The sequence below is a fragment of the Streptomyces purpureus genome, assembly GCF_014648195.1.
GTDB lineage: Bacteria > Actinomycetota > Actinomycetes > Streptomycetales > Streptomycetaceae > Streptomyces > Streptomyces purpureus.
Genome location: NZ_BMQQ01000015.1, coordinates 157428 through 172281, shown reverse-complemented (window position 1 = coordinate 172281; position 14854 = coordinate 157428). Strand labels below are relative to the sequence as shown.

The 14854-nt window shown below is 75.0% G+C and carries 11 protein-coding genes and 1 pseudogene; 6 read left to right on the top strand and 6 right to left on the bottom strand.

Annotation, left to right across the window (positions count from 1 at the left end):
- The first annotated feature begins 91 nt into the window (after positions 1-91).
- The 4 genes and pseudogenes from IEZ01_RS20330 (at position 92) to IEZ01_RS20315 (ending at position 3902) form a co-directional block, all read left to right on the top strand.
- Positions 92-1165, top strand: a complete 1074-nt coding sequence (locus IEZ01_RS20330) for an NAD-dependent epimerase/dehydratase family protein (protein ID WP_189202976.1) — start codon at positions 92-94, stop codon at positions 1163-1165.
- A gap of 57 nt (positions 1166-1222) precedes the next feature.
- A pseudogene (locus IEZ01_RS20325) lies at positions 1223-1927 on the top strand (glycosyltransferase family 2 protein); the annotation flags it as partial.
- Positions 1928-2586: 659 nt separating this feature from the next.
- A complete protein-coding gene (locus IEZ01_RS20320; protein WP_019884376.1) occupies positions 2587-3231 on the top strand; it encodes a TIGR04282 family arsenosugar biosynthesis glycosyltransferase in 645 nt (214 codons plus the stop codon).
- A complete protein-coding gene (locus IEZ01_RS20315) occupies positions 3228-3902 on the top strand; it encodes a class I SAM-dependent methyltransferase (RefSeq protein WP_019884377.1) in 675 nt (224 codons plus the stop codon). Before IEZ01_RS20320 ends, IEZ01_RS20315 begins: the two co-directional genes overlap by 4 nt.
- Before the next feature lie 33 nt (positions 3903-3935).
- On the opposite strand, the gene IEZ01_RS20310 is transcribed toward IEZ01_RS20315, so the two are convergent.
- Both IEZ01_RS20310 and IEZ01_RS20305 read right to left on the bottom strand, forming a co-directional pair.
- Positions 3936-4457, bottom strand: coding sequence for a hypothetical protein (locus tag IEZ01_RS20310; protein WP_189202974.1), 522 nt, complete (start codon positions 4455-4457; stop codon positions 3936-3938).
- Positions 4454-5614: a molybdopterin-dependent oxidoreductase gene (locus IEZ01_RS20305; protein ID WP_019884382.1), complete on the bottom strand. Its 1161-nt coding sequence runs from the start codon at positions 5612-5614 to the stop codon at positions 4454-4456. The genes IEZ01_RS20310 and IEZ01_RS20305 overlap by 4 nt, the downstream gene beginning before the upstream one ends.
- A gap of 523 nt (positions 5615-6137) precedes the next feature.
- On the opposite strand from IEZ01_RS20305, the gene IEZ01_RS20300 reads away from it, so the two are divergent.
- Positions 6138-7538, top strand: coding sequence for a glycosyltransferase family 87 protein (locus IEZ01_RS20300; protein ID WP_229833090.1), 1401 nt, complete (start codon positions 6138-6140; stop codon positions 7536-7538).
- Between the two features lie 29 nt (positions 7539-7567).
- Here the strand turns inward: IEZ01_RS20300 and IEZ01_RS20295 are convergent, their stop codons facing one another.
- Both IEZ01_RS20295 and IEZ01_RS20290 read right to left on the bottom strand, forming a co-directional pair.
- Positions 7568-8035, bottom strand: a complete 468-nt coding sequence (locus tag IEZ01_RS20295) for a hypothetical protein (RefSeq protein WP_189202972.1) — start codon at positions 8033-8035, stop codon at positions 7568-7570.
- Between the two features lie 357 nt (positions 8036-8392).
- Entirely contained in the window at positions 8393-8941 is a 549-nt protein-coding gene (locus IEZ01_RS20290) for a nitrobindin family protein (RefSeq protein WP_019884385.1), read from the bottom strand.
- 278 nt (positions 8942-9219) lie between these two features.
- Between IEZ01_RS20290 and IEZ01_RS20285 the strand changes: the two genes are divergently transcribed.
- On the top strand, positions 9220-12294 hold the full coding sequence (locus IEZ01_RS20285) for an AfsR/SARP family transcriptional regulator (RefSeq protein WP_189202997.1): 3075 nt from the start codon (positions 9220-9222) through the stop codon (positions 12292-12294).
- A gap of 20 nt (positions 12295-12314) precedes the next feature.
- Here the strand turns inward: IEZ01_RS20285 and IEZ01_RS20280 are convergent, their stop codons facing one another.
- Together IEZ01_RS20280 and IEZ01_RS20275 are read right to left on the bottom strand one after the other, a co-directional pair.
- On the bottom strand, positions 12315-14174 hold the full coding sequence (locus tag IEZ01_RS20280; RefSeq protein ID WP_019884388.1) for an ABC transporter ATP-binding protein: 1860 nt from the start codon (positions 14172-14174) through the stop codon (positions 12315-12317).
- Entirely contained in the window at positions 14171-14719 is a 549-nt protein-coding gene (locus tag IEZ01_RS20275; RefSeq protein WP_019884389.1) for a TlpA family protein disulfide reductase, read from the bottom strand. Before IEZ01_RS20275 ends, IEZ01_RS20280 begins: the two co-directional genes overlap by 4 nt.
- Between the last annotated feature and the right edge of the window lie 135 nt (positions 14720-14854).

The following is a 14854-nucleotide window of genomic DNA, read 5'->3' as shown; positions in this document are numbered from 1 at the left end:
GCGGCGGACGCCTGCGCGGAGAGAGTGACCGAATCCTTACGGCCGCGCGCGGGAGCCACCAAGCCGGCCGAGGCGTCCCTACGCTGCGCCCATGCGAGTACTCGTCACCGGAGGCGCGGGCTTCATCGGCGCCCACATCGTCACGGCGCTCACGGCGCGTGGCCACGAACCAGTGGTCCTGGACGCGCTGCTGCCCGCCGCCCACCCGGGGCCGCCGCCCGACCTGCCGGACGCGGAGTTCGTCCGGGCCGACGTGCGCGACGCCGAAGCCGTACGGCAGGCGCTGCGCGGCGTGGACGCCGTGTGCCATCAGGCCGCGATGGTCGGCCTCGGCAAGGACTTCGCCGACGCGCCCGCGTACGTCGACTGCAACGACCACGGCACCGCCGTGCTGCTCGCGGCCGCCGCCGAGGCGGGGGTGCGCAAGCTGGTGCTCGCCGGATCGATGGTGGTGTACGGCGAAGGGCGCTACACCTGCCCGGTCCACGGGCTCGTACGGCCGGGTCCGCGCCGCGCCGAGGACCTCGCGGCAGGGATGTTCGAGCCGCGCTGCCCGCGCTGCGGGGCGGCGCTGGAACCCGGTCTCGTCACCGAGGACGCGCCCGCCGACCCGCGGAACGTGTACGCCACGACGAAGCTGGCGCAGGAGCACCTCACCGCCGCCTGGGCGAGGGCGGTCGGCGGCACGGCGGTGTCGCTGCGCTACCACAACGTGTACGGCCCGGGTATGCCGCGGGACACCCCGTACGCCGGCGTCGCGTCCTTCTTCCGCTCGGCCCTGGCGCGCGGGGAGGCGCCGCGGGTCTTCGAGGACGGCGGCCAGCGGCGGGACTTCGTCCACGTACGGGACGTGGCCACGGCGAACGTCACCGCCCTGGAGGCCGTGGTGACCGCCTCGCCCGGCGCGCCCGGAACGCTCACCGCGTACAACACCGGCAGCGGCGAGCCGCACACCGTCGCCGAGATGGCCTCGGCCCTCTCGACGGCCCACGGCGGGCCCGAGCCCCTGGTGACGGGCGAGTTCCGGCTCGGCGACGTCCGCCACATCACGGCCGACTCGGCCCGTCTGCGCCACGACCTCGGCTGGCGCCCCAGCGTGCCGTTCACGGCCGGCATGACGGAATTCGCCCACGCGGCGCAACGGGCGTCGGCGGTGGGGGTGTGACGGCGGGCGGGACCGTCCGGAGCGGTGTCCGCGATTCGTAAGGAGTCGATGTCCGCAATGTCCGGCTGGGATTCCTACGGTGGGAACGTGACCGTAGATGTCGTACTCCCCTGTCTTGACGAGGCCGAGGCCCTGCCGTGGGTACTGGCCCGAATCCCGGCCGACTGGCGCGCCCTGGTCGTCGACAACGGCTCCACCGACGGATCCGCCGACGTCGCCCGCGCGTGCGGCGCCACGGTGGTGCACGAACCCCGCCGGGGCTTCGGCGCCGCCTGCCACGCCGGACTCCTCGCCGCCGAGGCTGACATCGTCTGCTTCTGCGACTGCGACGCCTCCCTCGATCCGGGGCTGCTGACCGGCTTCGTGACGGCGGTGTCGGAGGGCCGGGCGGACCTGGTCCTCGGGCGCCGCCGCCCCCAGGGCCGCGGCGCCTGGCCGGCCCACGCCCGTGCCGGAAACCTGGCACTCGCCCAGATGCTGCGCCGCCGCACCGGCCTGCGACTGCACGACCTCGGCCCACTACGGGCCGCGCGCCGCGCGGACTTGCTCAGCCTCGGCCTGACGGACCGCCGCAGCGGCTACCCCCTGCAGATGGTGGTGCGCGCGGCCGACGCGGGATGGCGGGTGAGCGAGGTGGACGTGCCGTACCTGCCCCGTACGGGCCGCTCGAAGGTGACGGGGACGTGGCGCGGAACGTGGCAGGCAGTCCGCGACATGAGCCGCGTCCTGGCCGAACCGGCGGCATCCGCCCCCTCGGAGCCCGCGGTGCCTGCCGAGGCCACGGGGCCGGCCTCACCCGTCGAGGGCGCCGGCCGCTCGGAGTCGGCCGGGCCGGCGGAGACGGCCGTGCCGGCCACGACCGGCGGGACCACCGCGCCAGCCGGGCCCGCCGAGCCTGCGGCATCCGCCGCGCTTTCGGAGCCATCCCCACCCGGCGAGGCCACGGGGCCGGCCTCACCCGTCGAGGGCGCCGGCCGCTCGGAGTCGGCCGGGCCGGCGGCATCCGCCGTGCTTTCGGAGCCTGACGCGCCGTCCAAGGCAGCCGTGCCGGCCAAGACCAGCGAGACCACCGCGTCCACCGGACCCGCCGAGCCTGCGGCATCCGCCGCCCCCTCGGAGCCCGCGGTGCCTGGCGAGGGCGCCGGACGCTCCGAGCCGGCCGCCGCGCCAGGGACGGCCGTGCCCGCCAAGACCAGCGAGACCACCGCGTCCACCGGACCCGCCGTACCGGCGGCATCCGCCGCATCCGATGAGCCGACCGTGCATACCGCTCCGCCGGAGACCGCCGAGGGCGCCGAGGGCGCCGGACGCTCCGAGCCGGCCGCCCCGCCGGGGACGGCCGCACCCGGCCGGGCGGCGACATCCGCCGCGGCCTCGCAGGCCGGCGGGTCCGCGGCGCCCGCCGCTTCGGAGGTCGGCCCGTGACGACCCTCCTCGTCATCGCCAAGGAGCCGTTGCCGGGGCGGGTCAAGACTCGGCTGACACCGCCCTTCAGCGCGGCGCAGGCCGCCGGGCTGGCGCGGGCCGCGCTCGGGGACACGCTGGATGCCGTCGGCGCCTGCCCCGCCCGGCGGCGGGTACTCGTCCTGGACGGCCGGCCGGGCCCGTGGCTGCCCGCCGGCTTCACGGTGGTGCCGCAGTGCGCCGGAACCCTCGACGAACGCCTCGCCGCCGCCTTCGCCGCCGTCGCCGGGCCGGCCCTCCTGATCGGCATGGACACGCCGCAGGTGACACCGGAGCTGCTCGCCCCGGCCCTCGCCCCGGGGGCGTGGGAAGCGTACGACGCCTGGTTCGGCCCGGCGACGGACGGCGGCTTCTGGGCGCTCGGGCTGGCCGCCCCGGACCCCGCGCTGCTGCGGGGCGTACCCATGTCCGTGCCGGAGACCGGCGCGGTCCAGTACGAGCGGCTACGGGCGGCCGGGCTGCGGGTGGGCCTGCTGCCCGAGCTGCGGGACGTGGACACCGCCGAGGACGCCCGGCTGGTCGCCGCCGAGGCCCCGACGGGGCGGTTCGCCGCGCTGCACGGGGAGCTGACCGCTCGGCCCGGAGCGGCGGTGGGCGGGTGAGCGCGGCGGCCGGGTGGACGGCCGATCCGTACACGGACGCGCTGCGGGCGGGCCGCGGCCCGCTCTATCTGCGGCGCGGGGACGGCTGGGCGCTGCCGCTGGAGGTCGAGCGCTGGTGCGAGGAGCCAGACGCGGCCGACCGGACCGTCCTCGCCCGGTGCCGTGGCGCGGTCCTCGACATCGGCTGCGGCCCCGGACGGCTGGTCGCCGAGCTGGCGGCCCGGGGCCACCGCGTCCTCGGCATCGATGTGAGCCCGGCGGCGGTGGCCCGTACACGGAGCACCGGGGGTGCGGCACTGTGCCGGTCGGTGTTCGAGCCGCTGCCGGGCCTGGGCCGCTGGGAGACGGCGCTGCTGGTCGACGGCAACATCGGCATCGGGGGCGACCCGGCCGGTCTGCTGCGGCGGCTGACGGAGGTGCTCGCCCCGGCCGGCCGGGCCGTCGTCGAGTGCGCGGCCGTGGAGGTCGACGAGCGCTGCGAGGTCAGGGTGGACAACGGCCGGGGCGGCCTCGGGGCGCCGTTCCCCTGGGCCCGGCTCGGCACGTCGGCGCTCGGCGCGTACGCCACCGCGGCCGGTTGGGCCGTGACGTACCGATGGACGGCGGCGGGGCGGACCTTCGCGGAGCTGGCGCGCCCCGCGCCCGGCCCGCTCCCGTCGCCGCGCTCCTGAGCGGACGGCGGCGGGGGCGGCGGCGCCGCGGCTTCACCCCCCGTCGTCCTCGCCGCGCTCGCCGCCCTCGTCCCCCTCGTCCCCCTCATCGCGCTTGTCGCGCTCGCCGCCCCCGTCGTCGCCCTTGCCGCGCTCCTGCCGCTCCTCGCCGCGCTCCCGGGCCCTTCGCCGCCACGCCCCCACGGCGGTCAGGAGCAGAGCTGCAAGGGCCACCGCCGCGAGGACCAGCAGCAGGTTGCGGACGTACGGCAGGGGCAGCGCGGACGGGTTGGGCGGGGCGCCGGGGCGTACCAGCAGCGGCAGCGTGATCAGTACGAGCGCACCGCCGGTCACCAGCGCCCCGCGCAGCACCCCTCGCGCCGGGGCCGCCGCGACGAGCAGCCCGGCGGCGAGGACGAGCGGCGCGATCACCGCGTCGTGCAGGACGAGCGCGCCGGCGAGCCACAGGGCCACGGCCCCCGCTTCGGGTACGAGGGCCAGCTGCCCGGCGCCGACGCCGATGAGCACCAGACCGAGCGCACCGAGCGCGTACCGCAGGACCGTCGTGCCGTTCACAGCACCTCCAGCCGCGCGACCCACTTCGTCTGCAGGACTCCGGGCCGGTTGGGCGCGATGATGCGCGCCGGAAAGCCGTGGTCGAGGGAGAGCGTCTGCCCGTTGAGAGCGAGCGCGAGCAGCGTGAGCGGATCCTTCGCGTACTCCTGTCCCATGTCCATCACCCGGTACGCGCCGCTCACTTCGAGCGAGACCACCCGCGCACCCGCCTCCGGTGCCGCCCCCGCCCGGTCCAGCAGGTCCCGTACCCGTACGCCCCGCCACTCGGCGTCCATGCTCCACCCCTCCACGCAGGCGATGGGCAGCCGTGCGGTCGTCTGCGGCAGCGCGCGGAGCTGATCGAGGGTCAGCGCGTACGGGCGGGGGCCCAGGACCTCCAGCCGCCACTCGCGCAGGGCGGCCCTGGTCACCCCCGCGGCGGCCGCGGTGCGGTTGACCGGGAGGCCTTGGGGGCCGTGGTCGGGGTGGCGGGGTGCCAGCAGGTCGAGCGGTGCGAGCGGGGTGAGGGCCTGACCGACCGTGGTCACCGTGACCGCTCCGACGGCGGCGCCCACACCGAGCAGCAGCGAACGGCGGTCGGGGCCGTCCTCGGCGGGCAGTTGAAGGGTGCCGGGCGACCGAAGGCTCCAGTGGCCCCTGATCTCGGGCGCCTTGACCGCCACATGGAGGAGGATGGACCCGGCGACGATCCAGGCGACGGCGTAGTGGGTGGGTACGAACGCGAACGGCCAGGGGTACCACTCGACGATGTTCAGCAGCCCGGTGAAGACCTGGAAGACGGCCGTGGCCACCAGCACGGCCACGGACAGCCGCTCCAGGGCGTGCCGTACGCCGCGTACCGCCGGCCACACGAACAGCCGCGGGTAGACGGCCCAGAGTTTGACGAGCAGCAGCACGATCGCCGCGAGTCCGGTGGCGACGTGCAGTCCCTGGGTGAGGCGGTAGCCCCAGACGGGCCGGCTGGGCAGGTAGCCGGCCAGCCAGTCGGGCGGACGCTGGAGGTAATGGCTGATCAGACCGGTGACGAAGCACACCGCGAACGCGAGACCGAGCCAGCGGCCGACGGCGGTGGCGGTGCGGGCGTCGTGCAACGGTCGGGTGAAGGAGGGCGGCCGGAGGGGCGGAAGGGAGGGGCGCCATCGGGTGTGCGGGGTCATGGCTCCATCACACCGCCGCGGCGGGCCGGGTGGCGGGTCCGACACCTTACGAAACGCGGACGCCGTGGGGCGGGCGCGGCCCGTCCGGGCCGGGCGGGCACCGTGGCGCGGGCGGGCGCCGCATGCCCGGGGCCGGGCGGGGCCGGTGGCGCGGGCGCGGCACGCCCCGAGGACGGGCGAGGACCGGCGAGGCCTCTGCCACGTGACGGGCGCCGGGGCGCATGCACGGCGCGCCTGGGGGCCGGGCGAGGCCGCCGTGCGCGGGCGCGGTCCACGCGAGGGCGAGGCCTCCGGCACCTAACGGGCGCCGTGGCGTAGGCGCGGCACGCCCGAGGGGCCAGGCGGGGCCGCCGTAGCGCAGGCGCGGCACGCCCCAGGACGGGCGAAGCCGCCGGCACGTGACGGACACCGGGGGCGCCGCGGCCGGGACGGGCGCGGCGTTCGACTCGCGGTGATCTTACGAAACGCGGACGCCGTGGCGCGGACGCCGCCACGCGGCGCCTCGCGCTGCCACTCTGGCCGCATGAACCGCCCCCGTACCGCCGTCGCCACCTGGGCAGTCGTGGCCGTCGCCTTCCTCGTCACCGCGCTGGTCGCCGCGCTCGCGCTCGCGACGCGCGAGGACGGCCCCGCCGACGGCCCGGCGGCGCTGACCGGGTGGTACGCGCTCTGCTGGGTGCTCTTCGCGGGCTGTGTCCTCGCACTCCGGTACGTGCCGGCGCGCCGGGTCGTACCGCTCGTACTGGCCGGCTCGCTGGCCGTCGCCGCCACCGGACTGGTCGCGCCGCCGCGCACGAGCACCGACTCCTTCCGCTACGCCTGGGACGGGCGGGTGCAGGCGGCGGGCGTCTCGCCGTACGACCACGCCCCGGCGGACGAGGCGCTCGCCGCGCTGCGCGACGGATGGCTCTTCCCGCGCGGCGCCGACTGCGCCGGGCCCGATCTCGCCCCGGTCGGCGACGGGGAGTGCACCCGGATCAACCGCCCGCAGGTGCACACGATCTACCCGCCCGCCGCCGAGGGCTACTTCCTCGCCGTCCACGCGCTGTCGCCGCCCGGCGTCCGGCACAAGGCCCTCCAGGTCGGCGGGGCGCTGCTGTCCGTGGCGGTGACCGCGGCGCTGCTGGCCGTCCTGCGGCGGCGGGGGGACCCGCGAACGGCCGCGTACTGGGCCTTCTGCCCGGCCGTTCCGGTCGAGGCGGTGAACAACGCCCACGCCGATGTCCTCGGCGTCCTGCTCGCCGTCACCGCACTCGCCGCGGTGGGCCGGCGCCGGGCGCTCGGCGGCGCGCTCTTCGGGCTGGCCATCGCGGTGAAGCTGCTGCCGGCGGTCCTCCTGCCGGGCGCGCTGGCCGGGGTACGTCGGGTGCGCGACGCGGCCGCCGTCCTGCTGCCGACCGCCGCGGTCGTCGCCCTGCTCTACCTGCCGTACGTCCTCACCTCCAGCACCTCGGTCCTCGGCTACCTCGGCGGGTACGCGCGGGAGGAGGGGTACGAGGACCCGTCGGCGGGCGGCCGCTACGCCCTGCTGAGGCTCGCGCTCCCGGATGCCTGGGCGCTGCCCGCCGTCGTCCTCGCCATGACGGCGGTCGCCGTCCATGTCCTGCGCCACGGCAACCCCGAACGCCCGTGGAGCGGTGCTCTGTTGGTGACCGGGGCGGCGTTCCTCCTGATGACCCCCGGCTATTCCTGGTACGCGTTGCTTCTGGTGTCGCTGGTCGCCCTCGACGGCCGCTGGGAATGGCTTGCGGTGGCCGCAGCGGGCGCGGTGACGTACGCCGGGGCGGGCACGTTCGGCGCCGCGACGGGCACGGTGGCCTACGGCCTGGCGGCCGCGGCGGTGACGGCGGGCGCGCTGCTACGGCGCCGTACCGTCCGGCCGAGCGAGCGTGTGCCCGTCTCGGCCGGCGGCGGATCGCGCTGAACGGCCTGAGCATCCTGAACGTACGGTCGTCATCCGTTCAGCCGGGCCCTGGCGGCGTTGCGGACGCGGCGGGTCCGCCCGTGCTCGGCGAGGGTCCGCAAGGCCTGCGGGGAGGCCGAGTGCTCACTGACCTTCCGCTGAAGCCAGTCGGTCGCGGCGATCAGCGCGCCAGGCTCCCAGTGCCCGCCCGTCGCCGAGACGGCTCTGAACAGCGACCACTCGGCCAGGCGGCGGGTCAGGAAGGGAAAACGGGCGACGGTGTCCCCCATGCTCGCCGTCCAGACCGGGAATTCCGGATCGGCGAGCAGCTCGGTGGCCCGCCGGTCCAGGTGGCGGGTCACCGCCGATTCCGCCATGGCGCGGTCGGGATCGGCGAGTACGTCGGCGATCAGAGCGGTTTCGCGCGCGGGCGGGACCTGCGCGAGGGCGTCGATGTACCGCGCGAAGCGCATGTGTTCGGCGGGTTCCACGGTCTCGTTGTTCTCGTCACTGTGCATGAGGCTCACGTCAGGGGACGGTCGGCGACCGAGTCGCGGGTGAGGGCCAAGGTATTCTCCAGCGCCACCAGGTAACCGGCGCGCATGCGCTCGGCCTGCTCCTCGCCCTCCTCACTCTCGTCGAGGTCCGGCTCGGAGAGCAGACGGATTTCGTACGGCGCCGCCGCAGCGACACCGACGGCCGCGCGGTCGTCGTCGAACCCACCCCCGCCGCCCAGGCGCTACGGGAGCAGGTCGTCGAGGCGTGGCAGCAGCTGGAGGATCTCACCTCGCGCGGTCTCAGCGCGTCGGAACGGGGCGCGGTCGCCGGCTTCTGGCGAGGATCGAGGACAACCTCGGCCGCCCTGGGCCTGGGGCCTAGGCTCCACCCCCGCGTCGCAGTTGGGCGAAGAGGTGGTGCTGCAGTGACTGACCGACCGCCGCGAGGTCGTGGATGAATTCGAGCCCGCCGTCGCCGCTCCAGGTGTACCGGCGGCGGGTGGCGTTGACCTCCTTGGCGGTGGGGGTGAGAGCCACCTGATGGGTCGTGAGGTCGACCCTGCCGTCAGCGGCGTGGCCGACCAGGATCTCCGCGATGCCGGTGGGCTGGGTGATCAAGGCCTCGACCCTCCCCTCGGGCTGCAGCCGCCACCAGCCGCTCTCCCGAGCCGACGGCCGCAGCGGGTCGCCCTCGGCGTCGATGAGCCAGGCGCGCGCCTCGTAGTGGAGAAAGGGCCGCCCGTCATGGCTGAAGGTGACCTCCTGCGCGTACGCGAACGCCTCGTCGAGGGTCGGGTACTCCCCCCGGCCCCGCCCGACCCAGGCGCCCAGAAGCCCGGTCACCGGCGCGAGCAGTGGGTGCGGCACCGGTGCTTGATCCGGCCCGAGGGCGTCGGGGTACGGGGGCTGCTGAGTGGGGTCGAACATGCTGCGCACTCCTGGGTCGAGACCGATGCCGGCCGGGCGAGCCTAGAACGCTACGGCCTGCGGAAGGCGACTTCCGGGTACCGCGCCGCCAGTCCGTTGTCTCCCAAGGCTCGTGCCATGCCTGCGCCCTCGGTGCTCGGGCCACCTCCGTCGGCCACGTCACCATGCCGGGACGGTCATCGGGATGCCGCCGGAAAAGCCTGAAAGCGCCTTGAATCGCCGGTCGGTGACGCTCAGGGTGTGGCGTGCGGACGGGCGCGGGGAGGGTGGGGGGCGTGATGGGCACGTGCTTCGGGATCCTGGGGAGCATCGAGGTTCGGCGCGACGGGACCCCGGTCGACATCGGGCATGCGATGCAGCAGCGCGTGCTGGCGGCGCTGCTCGTCGACGCGGACCGCGCCGTGTCGCTCGACGCGCTGGTCGACAGGGTGTGGGGGGACGTCGAGCCGGCGCACGGCCGCCGGAATCTGTACGGCTACGTCTCCCGGCTGCGCACCGTGCTGGCCGAGGACGGCACGACCATCGCACGCGAGCGGGGCGGTGGGTACCGGCTCACGGTCGATCTCTCGCTGGTGGACGCGCACCGCTTCCGGGAGCTGGCGGACCGCGCCCGACGGGCGGCTGCGGACGAGCAGGCGGAGGCGCTGGGGCGGGAGGCGCTGGGGCGGGAGGCGCTGGGGCTGTGGCGGGGCAGCGCGTTCGCCGGAGTGGACACCCCGTGGTTCAACGCGCAGCGCCAGCTCCTCGACAGCGAGCGGCTGGCCGCCCAGCTCGAGCTGGTCGACGTCCGATTACGCCTGGCCCACCACGATCGGATGGTCAGCGAACTGACAGCCCGGGCCGAGGCGCATCCGCTCGATGAGCGGGTGATCGGGCAACTCGTCCTCGCGCTGTGCCGGTGCGGGCGGCAGGCGGAGGCGCTGGAGGAGTACGAGCGCGCCCGGCGGCGACTCGCCGACGAGCTGGGGGTCGACCCCGGCGTGGCCCTGCAGCGTCTGTACGCACGGATCCTGGCCGGGGATCCGGACCTGTTCGGGGCTCGCGATCCCGGCGCCACCGGCGCCGCTGCCCACGGCCCCGCCCAGCTCGCCCGCCTCGACGCGCCCTACGCCGACGAGGGAGCGGAAGACGACAGTGGCGCCGCCGTGAACCCCATGACGGGTCGCCAGCTCGTCCCCCGGCTCCTGCCGGCGGACCTCACGCTGTTCGTCGGCCGCGACGCGGAACTGGACGAGGCCTGCCGGCTCCTCGCCGCAGACGGCCGGGGGTCGCCGACCCTGCTGGTCACCGGTCCCGCCGGGGTGGGAAAGACGGCCTTCGCCGTACATGTGGGCCACCGGCTCGCCGCCCGCTTCCCGGACGGTCAGCTGCACGCGGACCTGCGCGGCTTCGGCGACGAGCCGGCCGATCCGTACACGGTCCTGGGCGCTTTCCTCCGCGCGCTCGGCGTCCGTGGCGGGACCGTACCCGCGGAGCTGACCGGACGCGTCCATCTCTACCGCTCCCTGCTGGCCCAGCGGCAGGTTCTCGTCGTCCTGGACAACGCGGCCGGGGCCGAGCAGGTGCGCGACCTGCTGCCGAGCGGCGTGCGGTGCGCCGCTGTCGTCACCAGCCGTACGACGATGGCGGAGCTGGGCTGCCGCCGGCTCCCCCTGGACGTGCTGGACCCGGCGACCGGGCTCGCCCTGCTGCGCGAGATGCTGGGCCCGGACCGGACCGACGCGGAGCCCGACTCGGCCCGCTCCATCGTGGAGACCTGCGGCGGCCTGCCGCTCGCGGTGTGGGTGGCCGGCGCGCGACTGGCCGCCCGACCGCACTGGCCCCTGGCCCACGTGGCCCGCGCCCTCGCCGACGAGGAGCGCAAGCTCGACGAGCTGGCCGTCGGCAACATCGCCGTACGGGCCAGCCTCGAACTCACGTACCAGGGGATGGCCGCGCCGGCCCGGCACGCGCTGCGGATGCTCGCCCTGCTGCCCGGCCCCGACTTCGCCGCCTGGACGCCGGCCGCGCTGCTGGACGTCGACGTGCCTGCGGCGGAGGCCGTCCTCGACGATCTGGTCGAGGTGCACCTGGTGCAGATCGGATCGGTGACAGCCACCGGCATTCGCTACCAACTGCACGACCTGGTACGGCTCTTCGGCCGCGAACGCGTGGACCGTGCGGTCCACCGCCACGACCGTACGGCCGCCCTCAGCCGGCTCCTCGGAGCCAGCCTCCACCTCGCCGACCTCGCCGCGCACACGCTCAGCGTCGACTTCCAGGGCATCTCGCAGTCGGAACTGGCCTCCTGGCGGGTCTCCTCCGCGGACGCCGGCCATCTGCTCGCCGACCCGCTGGCCTGGTTCACCGACGAGCGTCAGTTCCTCATCGACGTGGCGGAGCAGGCGCTGGAGTGGACGCAAGCCGCACCCGCCGCGGCGCTGGCGACCGCCCTGACGACGCTGTTCCAGGTCGGCGGCCACTTCGACGACTGGGAGCGGCTGCAGAACCGGGCGCTCAAGGCGGCGTTGAGCAGCGGCGACCGGCACAGCGCCGCGAAACTCCACCGCTGCCTCGGCGAACTCACCACCATCCTCGACCGGTATCCGGAGGCGCTGAACCATTTCGACCAGGCACTGCTGCTCGCCGACGGGCAGGGGCCCGCGTACTTGGCGGGGGCGACGGCCGGGTTGGCGTACGTGCACCGGCTCCTCGGCCAGTACTCCTCGGCCGTGGTCCACTTCGAGGAGGCCGCGGAGCTGGCTCGGCAGGCGGGCAACGTCAACTGTCTCGTCTACGCCACCAACGGTCTCGGCGTCATCGACCTCGAGCAAGGTCACGTCGAGGCCGCCGTGGAGCGGTTCACGGAGTGCCTGCGGGTCAGCCGGGTCGCGGGCTACCGGCCGGGTGAGGCTCAGGCCCTGCGCTGTCTCGGTCAGAGCCACCGCGCGCTCGGCGCCCACCCGGCCGCCGCCGACGCCTACCGGCAGGCACTCGCCATCAGTGCGGACCTCGGCGATCGCCTCACCGCCACGCACGCCGCCTGCTGGCTCGGGGACGTCCTGGTCCGTCAGGGCGAGCACCGGGAAGGGCGCCGTCTGCTCGCGCAGAGCCTGTGGACGTACCGGGAGTTCGGCAACCTCTGGGGCGAGGCGGCCACGCTGTACGCCCTCGCGGAGGCACGACTCGCGGCCGGCCGCCCCGCGCTGGCCCTCCGGCGCGCCGAAGCCGCGGTCCGGCTCTGGCGTCAGGTCGGGTCCCACACCTGGCTCGCCGTCGCCCTCGACACACTGGCCGCCGCGCACACCCGGGCCGGGGACGACGCGGCCGCGACCCGGGCCCGCGACGAGGCCGAGAAGCTGCGGAAGGCCTGAGCGAGCCGCGCGGCGAATCCCTACGGGGCGGTGGTCTGCTGGTAGCCGCTGGCCTGGAGGGTGAAGAGGCGGGCGTACGCGCCGTTTCGGGCGAGGAGTTCGCTGTGGTCGCCTTCCTCCGTGATGCGGCCGTCGGTGAGCACGACAATTCTGTCGGCGTCGCGGACGGCGCCCAGGCGGTGGGAGATCAGCAGACTGGTACGGCCCTGACGATGCTTCAGGAGACGCAGATGGACGTCGTGTTCGGCCTCGGCGTCGAGACCGGAGTTCGGCTCGTCCAGGATCAGCAGCTGAGGATCGTCGCGGAGGAAGGCGCGGGCCAGGGCCAGGCGCTGCCATTGACCGCCGGACAGCAGCGCGCCCGGTTCGGCGTCCTCGTGGGTGGTGTAGATCCTGCTCAGCATGGTGTCGTAGCCCTGCGGCAGGCGCGAGAGCTCCCGGTCGATGCCCGCCGCGCGCGCGGCGGCGACCAGCCTCGGCCGGTCGTCGAGCGCGCGGACGTCGCCGAGGGCGATGTTCTCCGCGGCGGTCAGGTCGTAGTGCATGTAGTCCTGGAACACCGCGCCGAGCCGGCTGCGCAACTCGGCGGCGGGGACCTGCCGGATGTCGACGCCGTCCCAGAGCACGGCGCCACGGGTCGGCTCGTAGAACCGGCACAGCAGTTTGACCAAGGTGCTCTTGCCCGCCCCGTTGGCTCCCACCAGAGCCACGGCTCGGCCGTGCGGCAGGAACAGGTTCACGCCGCGCAGTACCCAGGGGTGCTCCTCGTCGTAGCGGAACCATACGTCCCGGAACTCGACGCCGCGGCGCAAGGGCGGGAGCGGAAGCGTGCCTGCCGAGGAGTCGGCCGAGCCGTCGCCGGCCCCGACGACGGCGAGGAAGTGCCGCATCATCAGCAGCAGGTGGTGCATGTCGGCGAGGGACTTCACCAGCCCGGACAGCGCGGTCTGCACCCCGGCGACGGCGGCGACGAACATCGACACGTCCCCGACGGTCAGCTCCCCGCGCCTGGCCCCGAGCGCCGCCCAGACCAGCCCTGCCCCGCCGACCAGCGCGGCGAGGAGCGCCAGTCCGCCTTGGGTGGCCAGCTGGCGCCGGTCCATCGTGGCCTGCTCGGTGTCGGCGGCGCGCCGTTCGGTGAGCATACGGTCGCGCAGATGGTCCCCGGCGGCGAACAGCCGGACCTCCTTGGCGGCGTCGAGGCTGGAGAGCAGCGTCTGGTAGAACATCTCCCTCCGCCGCGCCAAGCCGATCCGCCAGTCGCTCAGCGCCCGGTGCCGCGAGAGGCGGAGTTGCGCCGTGAGGACCGGCGCCGTGCAGGCGACGACGAGAGCGGTCATCGCAGGGCTCACCGTGTAGAGCGCGCCGACGAACCCGACGGCGGTCAGCGCTCCGCCGCCGATGCGCAGCGCGCTGAGCACGATCCCACCGATGGCCTGGCTGCCCGCCGACTGGGCCATGCGCAGCCGGTCCTGGAAGCGCGGATTCTCGAGCGTGGCCAGACCGGTGAAGGAATGGACGACCGTGTAGAGGCGGCCGACGGCGCGGTAGCTGGTGCGGCGCCCGAGGCGGTTGCCCGTGTACGTGGTGAGGGGCGGTAGCGACGCGGCCGTCAGACCGACGGCCGCGAGACCGAGGGCGATCCCGAGCAGTGCGACATCGCCGGCACCGGTCAGTCCGTCGAGAACCAGCCGGGTCAGCCACGCCGCGGCGACCGGCGCCCCGGCCGCCGCGACGGTGAGCAGCAGCAGGGTGACCGTACTGCCGGGCGCCGCGCGCCAGGCGAGCTCGACGGCCGCGCGGGTGGAGGTCAGCGCCTCCTTCGGCGTGAGCCTCTCCTTGGCGGCGGGCTCGCCCTGCTGGGCTCGAGGTCCGTTCATCCGGCGGCACCGGCCCGGTCCGTACGACGGGGAAGGGTCCGGCCGCTGTCCGCGACCCGGCCGTCGGCTCCCACCTCCACGTACGCCGGCATGCCCTTGACGGCGAACGCCCGGGTCACCTCGTCGCCGAACTCCGTCACGACCACCCGGGCCACGGGCGACAGCCGCTTCAGGTAGTCCCCGAGCAGGGCCTCCTTCTCCTCGTCGCGCGTGACGACCGCCAGCACGCGGTCCCGGCCGTACTCCCCGGCCCGTTCCGCCACCAGCGGCAGGAGGTCTTCGCAGGCCGGGCAGCCCGGAGACATGAAGAGGACCAACGAGCCGTCGTCCAGAACGTCCTGGTCGACGACGGAGCCCTCCGTGTCGACCGCCGAGAACGTTCCGATGAGGGCCCCGGGGCCCGCGACGAGCGCCGGGACGGTCATCTCACCGCCCGTCGCGTCCGCCGGCCGCTCCCGCAGCCGGCGGACGACGCCGAAGGTCAGGGTCAGATTGAGCAGGCCGAGCACTCCGAGGAGTACGACGGACGCGGTCAGGTACGCCATGACGTTCTCTCTGGTTCGTGACGGCGTCGTGCGCTGTCGCATCACCCGCACGTGGGGTGCTGTGTACGACGCTTCACGTCGCCGTGTCGTACACGTCGCAGTTGTCGTTGAAGGCGCGTGATTCATGAGTTCTCC

Bases quoted from the DNA above. Each gene is read 5' to 3' on its own strand.
- IEZ01_RS20285 (WP_189202997.1), top strand. From the start codon at position 9,220: ATGGGCACGTGCTTCGGGATCCTGGGGAGCATCGAGGTTCGGCGCGAC.
- IEZ01_RS20275 (WP_019884389.1), bottom strand. From the start codon at position 14,719: ATGGCGTACCTGACCGCGTCCGTCGTACTCCTCGGAGTGCTCGGCCTG.
- IEZ01_RS20295 (WP_189202972.1), bottom strand. From the start codon at position 8,035: ATGCACAGTGACGAGAACAACGAGACCGTGGAACCCGCCGAACACATG.
- IEZ01_RS20290 (WP_019884385.1), bottom strand. From the start codon at position 8,941: ATGTTCGACCCCACTCAGCAGCCCCCGTACCCCGACGCCCTCGGGCCG.
- IEZ01_RS20280 (WP_019884388.1), bottom strand. From the start codon at position 14,174: ATGAACGGACCTCGAGCCCAGCAGGGCGAGCCCGCCGCCAAGGAGAGG.
- IEZ01_RS20300 (WP_229833090.1), top strand. From the start codon at position 6,138: ATGAACCGCCCCCGTACCGCCGTCGCCACCTGGGCAGTCGTGGCCGTC.
- IEZ01_RS20330 (WP_189202976.1), top strand. From the start codon at position 92: ATGCGAGTACTCGTCACCGGAGGCGCGGGCTTCATCGGCGCCCACATC.
- IEZ01_RS20305 (WP_019884382.1), bottom strand. From the start codon at position 5,614: ATGACCCCGCACACCCGATGGCGCCCCTCCCTTCCGCCCCTCCGGCCG.